The organism is Leptospira interrogans (assembly GCF_900156205.1).
Lineage (GTDB): Bacteria > Spirochaetota > Leptospiria > Leptospirales > Leptospiraceae > Leptospira > Leptospira interrogans.
Genome location: NZ_FTNA01000007.1, coordinates 1 through 17,537 on the forward strand (window position 1 = coordinate 1; position 17,537 = coordinate 17,537).

The following is a 17,537-nucleotide window of genomic DNA, read 5'->3' on the forward strand; positions in this document are numbered from 1 at the left end:
AATTGATTCGAACAACCTCTATACTTTTCTTTCCACAATCGACTCCTACATACTTGACTTCTTGACTTTCCATTTCTTTTCTCCTAAAATGAAAGAGGCGGAAGGACTTAACAAAGTCGGGTGATAACACCAGCACTCCCATCGAGCGATTCGTAAAGAGCGAGATGTTGAGTTTCCTACGCGGTCGACTTTGTTGAGTCGCCACACTTTGGTTTGCGGTGGCCGATTTGGATTCATCTATGAAACGGGGTCTTACAAAGCCCCAAGAGAGCGATCAATCTGCCACCGGCCTTCTTGACTCCGTCGATTCAAGAGTATCACACTTCGACTTGTCTTACGTTCAAGAAACATACTAATCTATGAATCACCGTTCGAAAAACTCAGCAGAACGGTTCTCTATGGGTCGCGTTCTATATTGAAACTAAAGACGATTGTTGTATAATGTTTCCTATATGCAATTCATTGACCAGAACTGAAAGTGCAGTCCGAATTCCCCTAATCTTTCTTACACAAAATTTTAAACTATTGAAGCGTAAATGATTGACATTTTATTATATAGTTCCGAGTAATTTTATAAAGATTAGTAATAAAATCATGGTAGTTCCCACAAATTACGTCTTCTTAAGTGGATTATAAGTTTCTAAACCGTTTTTCAACCGTTAAAATTGGTAATAGCTCCTACATTCATTTGATAAACAAAACATTCTGATTTTCTAAAATGTGGGAACTATTACAAAAATTGAAAGATATTAAGACGTGCCCAAAAATTCGTAAATCCCCACATGCGACCTGTCGAGCGCCTATAGAAGCGAGACGCTGAGTTTCCACCGCCCATAGAAGCGATGCATTGAGTTTCACAAAAATGCAGGAACTACTGCATTTTATTAAAAATTTCTAAAGAATTATCTCGTAAAATTCTTTGAGGTTTTGAAACAAGCTCTAAGTGAAATTAACAAAAAAATTATAAAAATAATTTCATTAAATTTAAGGAACAAAATTTAATTCATTCTTGATTCGAAAAACCAAAGCAATGTTTTTACCAAACGACTCGATTGAATAGCCACAGCAAAACTTTTGTCTTAGACCACAGATAAAGCCATAAAATAAACACTTTAGTACTTTAGAATATAATAAAATGAATAAGCTTGAGTTTAAAAAACTTTTATAAAAAGATTTTTAAATTTTGTAATATCGTAAAACAACGATTTCATACAAAAACTTTTAAATTTCACTAAACCATTCACTCATTGATATTATCAAGGTAAATTAATTTCCAGCCAGTTTTAGTATATGTAAATCCGTAAACAACAGGCTCTTCGTCCGGTGCTCCGTTTCTCATTTTACAACTAACAATATATTCTTTGGTTCTTTCCGAATCTGCAACCGGTTGTTTTTCTTTTTGAAAACATTCTTTTGCATCAGCTTGCCGAGAAAAAATTTCATCATAACGTTTTAAGAACTCTTTCTTATTCTTAATTTGAGTATATCCATACGGCATTTTAATTGGAAATCGAGACAAACTCGCCAATTTTTCTGAATCATTTTTAAGAACTGCATCTTTAAATTCCTTCCAGAAAGTAGAAATAGAAGTGTCACTTTGAGATTTTATGATTTTAGTATTTATAAAAAAAACGCCTAACAAGATAAAAATGAAAAACCATTTATTTTTTGTTTTTTTATTTTGATTCATATACCTTCCTACGATTACATAGATAAATCATTTTCATCACTGACGTCAAGAGCTTTGTTTTTCAATTTTATCATTACTATTCAAGCAATACTATCAATTTGTCTAAAAAATTAAAACGTAAAATCTACTTCAAAAAAAGTCATAAATTTTAAAAATAAATACACTTACTAAAACTTCTACATTTGATCGTTAATTTTCGATACTATTTTTTATATGTTCGAGTAATTGGTGAAACAAAACATTCTGACATATTGTTTGAAAGATATAATGACTTGCTTTTAATTGAAAATTTTAATATTTTCAAATTCTCAAAGAAATAAAAATAACAAACTGACTTTGGAATAGATTTTAAAAATTCAACTTTTCTTTTTTTCTTTCTTTGGATTCCGTTTTTCCTACGTAATTCGCTAAGACCAAAAGGATTCCCCCTAAAAACGCTGACCAAAACCCAGGCACAGATAAAGTTTCCGGAAACCAATCGCCGATGATTAAGATCACCCAAGCATTGATAATCAATCCGATTAGACCCAAACTTAGATAATAGAAAACGATTCCGATTCCAAGAGTCATAACAATTAGTATGAACCTAAGAATTGCATTGAGAATTACAAAGGCGACTACTACAATAAGAGAATTGAGCCAACCACCAACTACGTGAAAATCAGGATGAATGAGTGGAAAAACAAACTCCACTACGAGTGACATTAAAATTAGAGAAAATAAAAAATGAATCATAAAAATTTAAATATATAAATCTATATTGTTACCGATCGAAGAAGGTGGAGACCCTGGAGAGACCACCGAAACGTCCGGACTTTTTGTTTGATTATCTTGAGTAGCTACAATCTCCCTCGGAGAAGAGCCAGTTGTCGCCGGTGCAATCGAATCCGAAAAAAGAATCTGTCTAGATCCCACTGCCATATATGACATCGTATTTACTCCTTATAAGGATATTATAGAAAAGTTCTAAAAGTCTTTAAAGGAAAATTAGAAAATTCTCGCAAAAAATTTACTCGTTCAATTGTATTCATAAGTATGTTTATACCCACAAAAACAGAAAATCGCAAACCGCAAAAATTTAAACAGAACAAACAAGTATAATAGAGTTGTTGAAAAATTAATTCGCCATCGATTTCCGTTGTATGGAAACTGTCGATTGAAGCAGTTTTGTTAAACTCCACTATAGAATTTTTCAACAACTCTAATCTTCTATCTCATTTTACTCAAAACTAGATAAAAGAATGCCTAATATTTTGTCCTGGAATAGGTTTTTGTGATAAAAATTTATAGTACTCATAATGTGAATTTGATTTCAAATTTATAATTCTTATAACTTTAAGAAATTAGAATATTTTATATATTCAGTTAATCAAGAAAGTATAAAAAAATATTTTAGAATCCGTGAGAAGTACCATTAAAATTTTTGTCCGAAAACACCGGTCACAATTCCACCATACCAGCTAAACAAATTTACTCTAGAAAACAAAGAACGAAAATATGGTTCATCCGAAAGAATATTATTAAAAGTAGAAATTGAATTTGCCAGATATTTATTTTTCACAAACGGATAAGAAAATAATTTTCCAATCAGAGGAAGGAAATATACGAAATAAAACTTCCAGAAAATATAAACAAAACCCGCAGGTTTGGACAATTCTGTAAAGACGAAAGTACCAGAAGGTTTTAAAATTCTATATACTTCCGAAATTAAAAGATTCCTTTGTTCAGGTAAAAGGCTTTTTAATCCAAAAGTACAACAAACCGCATCACAATAATTAGAAGGAACAGAAGAAGCCAAAACGTTTTCTGTAATATAAAGAATATTCTCATTTCCAAAACGATCTCGCGCACGTCCAATCATACGACTAGAAACGTCCAAACCTATGATTTTTTCATAACGGAAATATTTTCTTAAAATTCCAATGTTTTGACCGCTCCCGCACATCAAATCACAAATAATATCATTCCTTAAAGGATTCAAAATAGTAAGAGAACGTTTTCTAATTCGATTGGCAAAGCCAAACGTGAGAAATTCTATAAAACCGTAACTTTCTGAAAAAAGGTCAAAAAATCTCCTTTGATTTCTAATATTATTTAATAATATCATATTTTATTTATATATTTAATTTTTAATGTGATCATTTTTTTCAATTTTAATTTGGCTCTTAATTTTAGAGGATTTAAGCGTTTATTCAAAACTATATAATAAAATTGTCTAAAATTCTATCTAAAACGAGGATTACTTTTAAAATTTATGTTATTCTAATATATAAAAATTAATAAAAACAGATCATTTTTGTTCAATATTATTTTTAATCTTGGTTAAAACGTGCCGATGAATTTCGTCTATCAAATAGTCTCCCCATAATTTCCAATAAAATTTCGGACCGAGACCATTTACGTATTCAGTCGTAGCAATTACTTTAGTTTTATTTTCGGAAACTTCTATCAAACGAAATTCTCCGAGTACTGCCCAAACTTTACCTCGAATATGTTTTGGTTCTACTTCTCCGTACAAAGACGTTTCTTTCATAGTTACTTGCGGCTCAGAAAATGAGAATGAAAACCTTTCCAGATTCTCGAAAGAATCTACGTTAGCCGATGTTGTCCCATTTGTGTAATTGCAAAATAAAAAAAGTTTTTCATTTTGTTTTACAATTCTCATAGAAACTGGATAGGAAACTCCGTTACGGAGAAAAAAATTTCCCGCCTCTCCAAATTCAAAAGGAGAAATAATCCGATTCCAGACTTCTTTTTTAGAAGCGTTGATTTCAAGTGAAGTTTGAACTTTTTGTTTCTCTAAATTTCGATCGTTTCGATCATAAATATACGCGGACACGTTAAAACATAATACGATTAAAACTACTAAATACTTGGACAAATTTTTCAAGTAGATATAAGAACCGATCCAAACTCCCATAAAGATTAAAAGGAAAGCAATAGGAAACGCCATTAAAATACAGATCAAACCTTCTTTTCCGAAAATTAAAAATATAAAAATGGAAAAACCAGCAGATAAGATCGTAACAATCCCTACATATAATAACTTCCTTTTAATTGTTAGAGTTTTTGCGAAAATAAAAAGGAAATGAAATTCCATCAATAATCCTATCGAAAACGGAAATGCAATAAAAAGAACCGTTCCATATTCTCCGTTCAAAGCCCAGAAAGGAGCAGTAAGCAGAAGCAACACAGACATAACTCCAAATATATAAAAAGTGACGATGGGTTTTGCTTTAAAAATTTTATACCGTGGTTCTGGCTCCATAAAATTCCCCTCAATTCAAATTTTTAGAAAAATACGTTTCTTTATCGATCGTTTCTGAAAAAACTAGGATGTAATTCATTTCTAAATTACACTTTTTTTAGAAAGAATAAATCGATTTCTCTCTTAACGATTTTGAATTTGAAATTTTATTTATATTTTGTCTACATTATTTTTGAACGTGTTCAAAAATAATTTCAATCTGATTGCTCTGCATAAAGAGTTCAGCGTAAGAAGATGAGAAAAAAAGAATTTTCTAAAAGTATGAAGAATTCCTATTTTAAAATTTGTTTGTAAAATCCTAATTTGTGAGAGTTCCCACATTTTCTGAATCGATCTGTAAAGTTCAGATCCCAATTTCTCTCAGTAAAATGAATCATGACCAAACTCACTTACGTTAATATAAAATCTTAAAAACCGGCAATCTTATTACAAATCCAGTTTAGAACAGTATAAATTTGGAAATAAATCTCAGTTTTTGGACCTTCACAAAGATTAAAATCTAGAATCTATTTTAAAAAACCGAGTTAGATGCAATTTTGAGAACTTCTGGATCCTTGAGTAAAATCGACTGTTAATTTTTGGTATTCTTTTCATGTGCAAGCGGCAAAACAGAATTGTTCATAATAAAACGTGGTAGTTCCCGCAAATTTTGTCTCTTAAGACGAAATATAGACCTTGGGATAGTTTTTTTGTTAATAGAGTTGTTGAAAAATTCCATAACAGCGATCAACAAAACTGCTTCTATCAACCATTTCATGAAATAGATAAAGAGTTTATTTTTTAACTACTTTAGGACTGAAATATAAACGATTGAGTATTTTATTATATAGTTTTGAGTAAAATAAAATATAGATCCTCGAATCGTTTTTTTGCTATTATGAGAGTTCCCGCATTTATAGGTTTTTGAGATCAATTCTAAAGAAAAATCTAATATTCTTTCTTCACAAACCGAATTTACTTACGAACTTTTCGGTAGAGAAATCTCGCTGGATGTAGATACTCTAAAACGGAAGATTCAACAGGAACCGGTTCTCCTAGTATCAAAGAGGCCATAATTTCAGAGCCTAAAAAAGAACTTAAAATTCCTCTTGAACCTAAACCTCCAAACACATATAACCCTTGAATCGTTTTTAGATTTGGAAATTTTTTGTTTCTATTTTTAGGTAAATCAATTTCTTTATAAATTTTTCTAAATTCTCTCGGATCAAAAACTGGGCCTAAAATTGGAAGACGATCTGGAGTTTGAGCCCTCAATCCTACTTTTTCGATAAGCACACAACTCGAATCAAAATTTAAACTTGGATATTTGTTTTGAACAAATTCTAAAAGCCGGTCCGTATCTTTTTTTTGAGGAAGCGGATTTAAATCAAATTCGTCGAAAGTCGAACCTAAAATATGTTCTCCTAAAATAGAAGGAGTCAAATAATGTTCCGCGCATAAAATGTTCGAGATACGAGACGATTTCTCCGTTTCTTTTAAAGATATAAGTTGTCCCCTAACTTTTCGAATTGGAAACGGTTCTTCTCCTTCAAATAAAGAAGCGATTAACTTTCCAATCGAATGAGAATTACAGAATATAATAGAATTTGCAACTATTTCGTGTCCAGATTCTTGAATTAGTAACTTCCAAGAAGTCCCGTCTTGTTCTATACGACTTGCGGTTCCCTTTATAAATTCGACCCCCGGTTGTTCTGCGCATTTTTTTGCGATAGATTCAGGACGAGTCCAAAATCCATTTCGGAAAAAAACTCCTGGTTCGTTTTCTAAAAAATCTCCGTTCTGAAATTTAGAAGCGATCGGTTTCCAAAATACAATCTCTTCGGAAAGTTTATGATTTTCTATACCCTTTTGAAGTCTTTCCGAATCCATCTCTTGTGTAACACTGTGAAATAATCCAGTTTTTTCAAAAAAGTTCTGATCTGCAAATGAAGAAAGAAAGGAAAGGGCGTATCTAAAGGCGCGTAACGTGAATAGACTAATAGGTCCGGGAATTTTAGTGAGATGAGGATGAGAAATAGCCATCGGAATTCCAGAAGTTTCCTTTGCAATCCCGGAAGGATCGATTAGAAAAACTTGTATTCCTCGCCTTGATAAGGAATAAGCGAGAGTGGTTCCCGCAATTCCCGCTCCTACAATCGCAACGGTTTTGATTTGTAATTCCGGATAAGCACGTTTACACCAAGGTTTTTCTTTTGGATTGGATTCTAAAAAAGAATCGGAATAACTTCCGATCAACATCTCTCTTTTCCTTCCAAAACCAGGGCGTTTTTCCAACTTAAACCCGGAGAAAGATAACGAATCCCTAACCATTCTTGCTACTGTAAATGTGGACAACGTGGTTCCTTTTTTGGAAACGTATTTTAAGTTTTCTAAAACGGACTTATCCCACATCTCAGGATTTTTAGAAGGAGCAAAACCGTCCAAAAAAATAGCATCCACTTTTCCAGATATTTCGCATAACGCACTTGAAACATCACCCAAAAAAAGAGAAAAATGAATTTTCCCTCCTAAAAATTGAAAATAATTCATTCCTGGAATTAAATCTTGGTATGAGGATAGAAATTCTTTTTTAATTTCCACAAGTTCCGAAAATATGGAAAGCGCTTTAGAAATCTCCTCTCGATTGAGTGGGAATTTTTCTATGGATATAAAATGTAGTCTAAACCGATCTTTGTATTCTAAGTATTCTTTCCAGGTGGTTAAAAAATTAAGCCCTGTGCCAAAACCCAATTCTAAGATACAAAACGCATTCTGAATATTCCAATTTCTCCATCTATTATAAAGATCATTCCCTTTAATAAAAACGTGTTTGGTTTCCTCCAATCCATTTTCCGGAGAAAAATAAATATCATCAAATTGTTCTGATACAGGAGTAAGATTATTTTTCCAAGTGAGCATTAGATTTTCGGAGGCAGGGGTTCCGTAGATTTTGGCGGAGAAGATTCTTTTCCTGGACCACTTTCTTTGCGAAACAAATCTTCGGAGTTGGAACTGGATAGTTGAATTTCTTTTCGAACTCCAATTCGCAAAGTATTCATGGTTAGATAAAGATCGTGATGACCTTCCCCATTAGTGCTCGGTATTGTTTGAGTAATCGGTGTTTTGGAAAAGTTACCAAAACTGAACAAGTCCCTACTATCATTACTGTCGTTATTTCCAATACTTGATACTTCTAAGTATAGATATAAATTATAAAAAATGGTATCTTGTAAAAAACGACCTATATTATATTCATATAATATTTTAAATCCTGCAATTGCCCTTTTCTGGTTCCTTGTAGATGAAATTCTAAAGCCATTTTCCAAAACATCGAAGTCGTAAATACTGTAACCTAGATTAATTCCAACTCCTAAATTCCAATTTTGAAGTTCCCAAAACCCTAAATAAAGAGTTGTGTAAGCTTGATAGTCTATATATAAGTATTCCATTTTTCTTGCAAATGGTTCTGGAAGGGGATATACACCATACAAGGTTTGTTCTGTTAGATTAGAATAAACTCTTCCATCATCCGGAAAATTAAGAAGGTTTCCTCGAAAAGTTCTAGGAGAAGTTAACGTAAAACTATAAGCAAAATAATTTAAAAATTTAAAATAACCCTTAAACGGGAAACCGGGTAATCTTCGAGGTATGGATCCGATTGTATAAAACGCTACCGATTTTACAGAGTCATCATTGACCATACGATCATTTTTGTCCGAAACTTTAGTACCTCCATTCGTTCTTACGAAATTTTCAAGAGAATTGTATTTTGTAAAAAAATTCAACTGAGTGTTATCCACTCCTCCGGTAAGAATTACACTTTCAAAAAAAGACTCGATCGTTTTACAAGAGCTCATACAACAAATCCATATCGATAGAACTACAATCTTTTTTGATACAAATGTTTTCTGTTTTTGATCTTCAAAAAGGTTCATATTTTATTGATATTCTTTTACAATTCATTTTAGAATTCTTACCCAAACCTGTCTGCTTTTATTGTTCTTAAATTTATTTTTTATTTCTTTAAAGTTTTTTATCATTGAGAGGGTTCTTGACTGAAGGGTTCGGAACAATATTCTGGTAATCCAATTCCTTTATGTTAGAGAAATACGGTAAAATTCCAAAACGATACCCGGTTTCGTTGGCTCCCATGATGGATTGGACCGATCGACATTTTAGATATTTTTTAAGACTGATTTCTAAACATACGTTTTTATACACGGAAATGGTCCATACCGGAGCCGTACTTCACGGTGATCGTCGCAAACTTCTATCCTACAGCCCTGAAGAATTACCTCTTGCAATTCAACTAGGAGGAAGCGATCCGAAAGCACTTGCAGAATCTTGTAAGATCGGAGAAGACTATGGATATACCGAAATCAATTTGAACGTAGGTTGTCCAAGTGATCGTGTAAGAGAAGGAAACTTCGGCGCCTGTTTGATGGAAACTCCGGAAAAGGTTGCTGAATTGACGTTTGCAATGGACACTTCCGTTTCAATTCCTATAACCGTAAAATGTAGAATTGGAATTCCAGGTAAGGAAACTTTTGAAGACCTATGTAAATTTATAGAATGTGTTCGCCAAACGGGTGTTCAACGATTTATCGTTCATGCAAGAATCGCGATTTTAGGAGGACTTACCCCCGCACAGAATCGTCAGGTTCCTCCTTTACATTATACGTACGTTGAATCTTTAAAGAAGGAATTTCCGGATCTTTTGATAGAAATCAATGGAGGAATACGGACTATTACTTCAATTCGGGAAAGACTAGAAAAAAACGATGGAGTGATGATCGGAAGAGCCGCATACGAAACTCCTTATCTCTTTTCGGAAGTAGATTCTTTGTTTTTTGGGGAAAATTTACCTCCTTTAAGTAGGAGAGAAATTTTGCTTAGAATGAAGGATTATATAGAAGAAGTAATCTTAAAAGAGAAAAACGGAAAACCACACCACGCACTTAGACATATGTTAGGGTTGTTTCACGGAGAAAAAGGAGCTCGCAGTTTTAGAAAAATTCTTACGGAAGGAATGTATTCCGGTTATTCGAAGGATCTTTTATCCAAAGCCATTCAAGAAATTTCTAATGATTCTTTAGATATAGTTTCGTCTAACGCGTATCTGTATAAATCTGGTTCGTAAAACGGCTACTCTCCAAAGTTATCTTCAGAATAATAGAGTTATTGAAAAAATAATTCTCCATCTTGTTTCTGTTTTATGAAATAGTCAATTGAAGCAGTTTTGTAAATCGCCTCTATGGAATTTTTCAACAACTCTAATATAAAATTTGCTCAACTTTTTTGAATTCTTCCTCATACCAATCGAGTGCTTCATTAAATAAAGGATCGTTTTCTAAAAAAGGAGGTATGAATGACTTTTCAGATTCCTTCAGAAAAGATAAACAACGTGAATGCAGCGTAAGGAACTCATAATTCTGAAAAAAATTGGGATCTGAATTTTACAGTTCAATTCTTTAAATGTAGGAACTCCAACAAATCGAATTATAAAAAATGAATAGAGTTTGTTGGAGATTTCATATCTAACATTAGTAAAACGGCAAAATTCGTTCACTTGAATGAATAAGAAATAAAAGAAAATTATTTTTTCAACAAATCTAATATTTAAAATACAACTTAATCTGTGGGAACTATTACAAATCCAGATCTACGGTAAAACTTTAAATGTAGGAACTCCGGCTCTAATTACAAAAAATGAATGTTTAAAGATTTACAATGAGACTTAATCTGTGGGAACTCCAGCAAATCACGATTTTACGAACAAATTCTAAAATGTAGGAACTCATATTTTTAAAAATTCACCCAAAACTTTAGAATAACCATCTTTGAATCTTCGAAAAAACATGTGAGTTCCCACAATTGTACTCGGAAACATGAAAATAGTACCAGAAAACGAATGGGCGATTTTACAAAGACGCAGAAATTCTCAAAAAATTATATGTAATTTGAAATCGTTAGTTTTTGTATGAGATCCCATATTTTTAGTTTTGAAACAATCTCAGAATAAAATTCATACGCCCGAGTAGTAAATCTTTAAGGTGATTTTAAAACCTTTGGACTTTGTATGAGTTCCCACATTTTCCGATTTTTAACACTTTACAATGACTAAATTCGAGACATCTCACTTAAAAAAATTCAATTTTTTTCGGTGAGTCTGTCTCACTCACATTCATCCCTTTCTATGTTTCTTTCGTGATTTCATTGGAGGTTCAATACGATGAAACAAAATAAAAATAAATTTCAAAGGGGAATGTTGAAGATCGCGATTTTCGCAACTACGGCATTGTTTCTAATTACGAATTGTAAAAAAGATAAGGACGATACCTTAGAATTATTGTTGGCTTTGAGTCTGATGGGGGGAAGCACTGCAGAATTTCAACTCTCCACGACGAGCGCTTTAGCTAATGCATATTCCGCAAACGCGAACTCACGACAATTTAGTATGTTACCACACTCAGCTTTACTTACAGACCTTGCAGGAGACAATCCTGAAAATTATGGAGACGGAGCAGCAGACGGTTTCAATGATCACTTCATAACTCCGGAAGCTGTTTCTATGGAACTTTGCCAACTACTTGCTTACAAATCCGTTGCAAAAGGTGGACCAGCGGTTGGAAGTGAAACTTTGGATAATGCAAGTTTTATCGCATATAAATTTCCAAGCAATCTACCTCCGGGAGTTGATTTTGGACCTTGTTCCGGCGGAGCAGCGATCATTGCCTTGAAAGGTAAGGAAAAAGGCATGATCCCTATCAATCCGATACCGGCAGCTGAGATTCAGGATTACGATCGAATTGGGTTTGTAATAGAATCTTTCTCTTATTACTTTAATCCGAATGATGTTCCTGAAAACGCATACCGTTATGTAGACTTAGCTCTCAATCCTTTGGCTGGAGATCATCTGGATACGGACATCGTAAGAGGAGATGTAATTACGAAAATATGGAAAAACGGTTGCCCTGCTTCTTTCGCAAACTCGGCAAGTGCGTTCTTCCCTCAAATGGTTTTGGAAAAGGGAGAATCTCTTCCGATGGGAACCACATGTTCCATTGGGGAAGCACTCATTTATGCCGGTTCTGGAGCTTTCTTTACTCCCAATATCAATTACAAAGCTCAGTTTACAACAGATCCCGGCTCTTTTTTAAATCCTCCATCGGCTCCCGGGGTATTTTACAATGCGGCCCAAAAACTCAAGTTTAAAGTGCCTGCTTCGGTCAGTAACTTGAGCGCCACAACCCCATACATCTTGATTACAAACATAAACACAGCAAAAGGTGAAAAGAATTCAGAAATGTCACCAGTGGGAATGAATCTTTCGTTCGATATTTCCGTGGACAAAACGCTCTTCTGGGATTCAACCGCAGCGGATAACGTATTCTCTCCGCAATTGGACGCGGCGGACAGACCGAACGCAACCAGCGGAGAAGACAATTTGACAAACACCGCAAGAAGAAACCTGATCTTTCATTTACCGACTGTACTAGTTCGTTAAAATGAAAAAGGATCTGCAAAACCTAATATAGGTAATTAAAAAATACGAGAAAGAATTCAAAAAACGATTTTTTCTCGTATCGATTTTATAAGGGGTTTATATGCAAATGACTTTGTATATACAATTCAATTTGAAAAAAGATTTTTATAAAGTTTATAGTTTGATCGTTTGTATTTTGAAAATTTTCTATTCGGGGCAACTCCTTTTATTTCAATAGGCAAAACCGAATCGAACTTTTTAAGGAATAACTTCCTGAATATGTTTGAATTCTTATACAGAGCATAGGTAATGAAATTAAGTCAGGATCACGATTTCTCAGTATTTTATAAAAACTATAAAGATTCTATCTACAAGGTGATTCGATTTCTTTCCAGCGATCCGGAAGAAGTGGAGGATGTGGCTCAGGAAGTTTTTTTAAATCTATATAAATCCTTTTCGAACTTCTCACCGGAAAAAGGTAGTTTTTATACCTGGGCGGCGACGATTGCAAAGAATACTTTTTACACATATAGAAAAAAACAAAAGAAAGATATGATCGTAGAAGGAGACGCAGTTTTTATAGAATCTCTCCAAGTAGAGGATGATTTTATTCAAAACATAGAATCAAAAATTGTAGAGGAAGAATTAAGGGAGATTATCTCCTCTTTACCCGAACCTGAAAAGAGTATTATTTTGTTAAAAGAAATCAATAATTATACATTAGAAAAAACTTCACAAGCGTTAAACATATCAACAAGAACCGTCAGCAGAAAACTATTAAAAGCGCTGGATCTACTTAGAGAAGAATTAGAAAGAAGAAAAGTGGTTTTATAATTATGGAAAAAAAAGATCTACAAGAAGAGTTTGAAGAACTAATGTCTCTGTTTCTTTTCGGCGGAACAGAATCGGAAGAAGAAAAAAGATTAAACGAAATCATATCGATTCATCCAGAATTTAAAAAAAGATACGATAACTATGTAAAAATACAAGCTGGTCTAAAACAACATAAGATTGGACTTGAGAAAATTCTAATTGAGTCTTCGAAATCTTCTTCTAAAATCAGTTTATTTCCCGGAAAATTTAAAAATCAATTTCTAGCGATCGCTGCGATTATTTCTTTAATCGTTTCTTTATCCGTAGTTTTTCAATTAGGAATATTCAAAAAAGATGAACAACTTCTCGTAGTAGCCAGTGGAACGTGTAATATAGAGACACTACAGAAAGATTGGATTCGACCGGATCAAAATTCTTTTTGCGACGTAAAGATAGAAAGCCAGATTCATTTCAGAATTTTTCCAAATTCGGAAGTTCGAATTTTACAATTGCCTAAAACCGTTCAAGAATCAAAAATAAACGGTTTATCTATATTTGTACAAAAAGGAAATCTATTATTAAACGAAACTCTAACAGATAATAAAAAACAAACTAGAATTTATTTGAATGGAACCGAAATCCAACTCACTGGAACCAAGGTATGGATCGAAAATTCCGAAGAACGTTATAAAATCAACGTTTGGGACGGATCGGCAGAAGTCCGATCGGGTGTTCGTTATTTACTTCCGTTCTTATTGGACAAACAAATGGAAAAATCCGTAAAACATACGTTAGATAAATATCCAGAACAAAAAACAAAATATGAAAGCATCTGGAACGACATTTCTTCGGAAAAACTTTCCAATTCTTCTTTGGAAACAAAATCCTTATTCTTTCAAAAAGATTCCGTTCAAAACCCACTTCTTATTCTAAATGAAAAACAAACAAATCCAAATGAAATGTTCCTTCTTTTGGAAAAAATGCAGAAAACGATCGTAGAAACGGCTTCGCACAAAAAAACAACCGTATTAGAAAAAAAAGACATCCAAGAACTGGAAACGTTTGTTAGCCACGTTGAAAATCCTAAACCGATAGAACTTCCAAAAGAAAAAATGGAACCAATCATATCACCAATTCCTAAAGTAGAAAAAAAGATAGAATCGAAAAAGGAAGAGCCCATTCGCTTAGGAGATAAAACGATCAAACTAAAGGACGGTTCCGAATTGAAGGGAAATCTGATCCAATACGAAGATAGATATATCATCGAAATCGAAGGTAAAAAAAGAGTAATTTTGTCCAAAGACGTTGAATCGATTTCATTTTAAATTGTTTTATATAAGTTATGCCTTATAGAAATATACAAAGAATTGGGGCTTTTATAATAATTCTTTGTTTTCATATTTTACCAAACTCGGGAACAATCTCCGCAGATACAATCATCTTAAAAGACGGCCAAACGTTTGAAAACGTCAAAACCTCACTGCGACAGGATCACGTATTGGTCCAAGACGAAAAAGGCAAAATCGAAAAAATCGATCTAACCTTAGTTGAAAAAATCCTAGTTTCCGAAATCAAAAAATCCGAAGTCGTCCAAGAGGAGAAAAAAGAATATATAAATATTAAAAAATTCTACTTTTCTTTGAACGGTTCCTCGTGGAATACCAAAGTTTCGGAAGGGATTAATTTTAATCGTGGATATAGTTTAACGGATGTCAGGACGAACGTGGTCAATATCGATCCGTATTTCGAAAGGAGATATACCGTAAACGTTCGAACTCTTTCTTTAAACGGAGAATATCGTCCCACCAAATCGAACTTTGGTTTTTCACTTGGACTGGAACAAAACTCTTATTCTTTTCCCGATCAACGTATCTCTCCTTTGATCGGAATGAATACATACATTGCTCTAAATACAACTCAGGAATATCAAACTCTTTCTTCTATTTCCTTAAGTTCGTTTCTGACCAATCAATTGGACGGAAAATTTACCCAGAGTAGTGGCAAATTTTCCATAGAAACACTTTCGCTTTCTCCGGGAGTAAAATATTATATTCCAATTTCAGAATCTTTTTTTTGGTTTGTTCAAGGTGGGTTTGGCTTTGGAAAAAGTTACGAAAACGGAATTTACTCTAAACCATTGACTCAAACGGTTCTTTTAGTCGGAACCGGAATTCAATGGGAATCGGATCTTTATTTTTTTAACGCAGCTCTACAATTTCGAAAAACGGATTTAGTTGGGTCCGTAAATTCTTATCATTTTCAAGAACCGATCTTTATGATTGGAACCGGATTTAAGTTATAACGTCCAAAAGTGAACGAACTTTATTTCACTCTTCATAGACAGAAGACTTGCTCCACAGAAATCCAAACCATTTTATCTACATTCGCAATTTAGAATATAGCCTAACGTGAATTCAATGGTTGAAAATCTGGTGAATCGATCGCTCACTCAATATTTCTCTCTGCCGAATGATCCTTAGAGAATAAGGTACATATTTGAATTGATCATTTCCTGAACTCAGCAGAACGGTTCTCTATGGATCACCGTTCTGGGTCAAAATAGAATGCTTTAGCCAATAAATTGAATTCAATAAACTTAATATAATAGATCATCTTAAATTTTAATTTAGAACTTATCTCAAAGAATTTTAGGCGATCATTCTTTAGAAATTTTTAATAAAATATAGTAGTTCCTACAAATTAGGTCTCATTTGACAGTTCGCGAACTTTCAAGTAGTTCTAATCTCATTAAATTTTCGTGGTAGTTCCCACATTGGATGGTTTTAGGACAAGCCTTATTATAAAAGCGAGGCACTGAGCTTTCTGCTGAGCTCCTCCGTATCAATCACTTTCACATTGGTTATACAAAACTAATGTTAGTTTTAGGAATCAGAGTTAGAATCTATAATTCAATAGTAGATTCTATGAAACATACTGAGAAATATTTCCCCTACTACGTTTTCCGAAGAAAACCCAGCGACTCTACCGCTTATTGTCTTCTATCCTCAGTCTTCAATCCTCCGCCTTCCTTTTCCCAATCCATCTTAATTACTAAAATATAATTATCTCTGAGAGTATAAGTAAAGATCACAACTTGTTTGTGAAGATCCATATCATACATTGGTTCGGTTACAGTCCATTTTGCAGCATTCTGAACCACCTTCGCTTTATGACGGATGAAAAAAGGTCTCCAGGCATAATTGTTTCCAATTTCCGTAAGATCGGAATCCCACTCTTCGCCAGGATGAACTCGAAAATAAGTGGGAGTAATCTGATAACCAAAAATATCACAGGCAAATACGGAAAGAATTTCCGTGGGAAGTTCCGAGAGCATCAGATGAAGAACCAAAGGAAGATCTTCTTTTCCATTATGTCGAAGAGCTTCTAATTTTTCCCCCAAGGAATCTATAACCGACTGACCTTTTTGAAATTCCTCTAAAAGTTCCATAAACCGAAGTCCAGAGAATTTTTCCAAAGTATCTCTGAGAGTTCTATTGAATTGTTTTTTATCCTGAAACTCTACTTGAGGTCTTGAAAAATAAAATCCCTGGAGAAGATTCGCCCCCATAGAAAGAGCAAGATGTAATTCTTCCTCCGTTTCAATTCCTTCAAATAGAAGATCAGAACCTAGTTTTTGAGACATGTCTGCAATCGCACTCAATACGTTCTTAAAAGATCTTCGGTTTAAACTTTCCCGCATGATCTTGATGTCCACCTTCATTATATCAGGATGAATATAACCGATTCTTTCCAAATTGGAAAACCCAACTCCTAAATCATCCACCGCAATTTTAAATCCGTAGTCTTTGAACACATTAACAATCGAAAGAAGTTTTTCTATATTACCGTCAAACTTATCTTCCGTGATTTCTAAAACCACTTCAGAAGGCGGAATATCATACTTTTCGATCAGATTGAGAACGTGAATTCTTTTGAGATCCAATACATCTCCTGTATGAATCATAGATAGAAAATTAGGCATCATGTTGAGGAAAAGTTTTGTTCGTAAACCGGAGTCTTTGAGATGTCGGATCGCTTTTTCTCGAATCAATCGATCGATTTGAATCAGTCGAATTGCATCTAGTTCAGGATTGTGAAACTGATAGCCCAAAGAACGGTATTCATTCTTTTCGGGAAAATAAAATCTTCCTAGAACTTCATATCCTATAATGTTACAATTAGTTACCTCCAGAATCGGCTGGTAATGAGGTTGATAATTGTTTTCTCCATAAGAGAGTAAATTGCTTGTGTCCTGGCTATACAACATGTACTTATTTAAAAATCCTTTTACTGAAATCCGC

At 33.6% G+C, this 17,537-nt stretch carries 13 protein-coding genes; 5 read left to right on the top strand and 8 right to left on the bottom strand.

The genetic code is table 11. The features are described 5' to 3' along the window. Positions 1 to 1,240: 1,240 nt before the first annotated feature. The 7 genes from BW942_RS07650 to BW942_RS07690 form a co-directional block, all read right to left on the bottom strand. The gene (locus BW942_RS07650) at positions 1,241 to 1,690 is read right to left on the bottom strand and encodes a hypothetical protein (protein WP_001075122.1); all 450 of its coding nucleotides are present in this window, start codon (positions 1,688 to 1,690) and stop codon (positions 1,241 to 1,243) included. 348 nt (positions 1,691 to 2,038) lie between these two features. After that, the gene (locus tag BW942_RS07655; protein ID WP_000581113.1) at positions 2,039 to 2,425 is read right to left on the bottom strand and encodes a phage holin family protein; all 387 of its coding nucleotides are present in this window, start codon (positions 2,423 to 2,425) and stop codon (positions 2,039 to 2,041) included. 6 nt (positions 2,426 to 2,431) lie between these two features. Further along, complete coding sequence (locus BW942_RS07660; protein WP_000121146.1) at positions 2,432 to 2,620, bottom strand: hypothetical protein; 189 nt, start codon at positions 2,618 to 2,620, stop codon at positions 2,432 to 2,434. A 484-nt stretch (positions 2,621 to 3,104) separates the two neighbouring features. Further along, positions 3,105 to 3,797, bottom strand: a complete 693-nt coding sequence (locus BW942_RS07670; RefSeq protein ID WP_000602007.1) for a class I SAM-dependent methyltransferase — start codon at positions 3,795 to 3,797, stop codon at positions 3,105 to 3,107. A gap of 183 nt (positions 3,798 to 3,980) precedes the next feature. Further along, a complete protein-coding gene (locus BW942_RS07675; protein WP_000433106.1) occupies positions 3,981 to 4,958 on the bottom strand; it encodes a hypothetical protein in 978 nt (325 codons plus the stop codon). A 954-nt stretch (positions 4,959 to 5,912) separates the two neighbouring features. Then, a complete protein-coding gene (mnmC, locus tag BW942_RS07685) occupies positions 5,913 to 7,856 on the bottom strand; it encodes a bifunctional tRNA (5-methylaminomethyl-2-thiouridine)(34)-methyltransferase MnmC2/FAD-dependent 5-carboxymethylaminomethyl-2-thiouridine(34) oxidoreductase MnmC1 (protein WP_000958883.1) in 1,944 nt (647 codons plus the stop codon). After that, positions 7,856 to 8,872, bottom strand: coding sequence for an LIC10647 family lipoprotein (locus tag BW942_RS07690; protein WP_001047901.1), 1,017 nt, complete (start codon positions 8,870 to 8,872; stop codon positions 7,856 to 7,858). Before BW942_RS07690 ends, mnmC begins: the two co-directional genes overlap by 1 nt. Positions 8,873 to 9,033: 161 nt before the next feature. On the opposite strand from BW942_RS07690, the gene dusA reads away from it, so the two are divergent. The 5 genes from dusA to BW942_RS07725 all read left to right on the top strand — a co-directional run bounded on the left by dusA (position 9,034) and on the right by BW942_RS07725 (position 15,538). Then, positions 9,034 to 10,077 carry a tRNA dihydrouridine(20/20a) synthase DusA gene (dusA, locus tag BW942_RS07700; RefSeq protein WP_000891135.1) on the top strand — a complete coding sequence of 348 codons (1,044 nt, stop codon included), beginning with the start codon at positions 9,034 to 9,036 and terminating at the stop codon, positions 10,075 to 10,077. Between the two features lie 1,092 nt (positions 10,078 to 11,169). Next, positions 11,170 to 12,444: a sigma factor sigX-regulated lipoprotein SrpA gene (gene srpA / locus BW942_RS07710; protein WP_000812418.1), complete on the top strand. Its 1,275-nt coding sequence runs from the start codon at positions 11,170 to 11,172 to the stop codon at positions 12,442 to 12,444. A 288-nt stretch (positions 12,445 to 12,732) separates the two neighbouring features. Further along, entirely contained in the window at positions 12,733 to 13,257 is a 525-nt protein-coding gene (locus BW942_RS07715; RefSeq protein ID WP_000777857.1) for an RNA polymerase sigma factor, read from the top strand. 2 nt (positions 13,258 to 13,259) lie between these two features. Continuing rightward, the gene (locus BW942_RS07720) at positions 13,260 to 14,561 is read left to right on the top strand and encodes a hypothetical protein (RefSeq protein ID WP_000412073.1); all 1,302 of its coding nucleotides are present in this window, start codon (positions 13,260 to 13,262) and stop codon (positions 14,559 to 14,561) included. A 17-nt stretch (positions 14,562 to 14,578) separates the two neighbouring features. Beyond that, positions 14,579 to 15,538 carry an LA_0442/LA_0875 N-terminal domain-containing protein gene (locus BW942_RS07725; protein WP_001146925.1) on the top strand — a complete coding sequence of 320 codons (960 nt, stop codon included), beginning with the start codon at positions 14,579 to 14,581 and terminating at the stop codon, positions 15,536 to 15,538. Positions 15,539 to 16,225: 687 nt separating this feature from the next. On the opposite strand, the gene BW942_RS07730 is transcribed toward BW942_RS07725, so the two are convergent. After that, positions 16,226 to 17,503, bottom strand: a complete 1,278-nt coding sequence (locus tag BW942_RS07730; protein ID WP_000967288.1) for an EAL domain-containing protein — start codon at positions 17,501 to 17,503, stop codon at positions 16,226 to 16,228. Between the last annotated feature and the right edge of the window lie 34 nt (positions 17,504 to 17,537).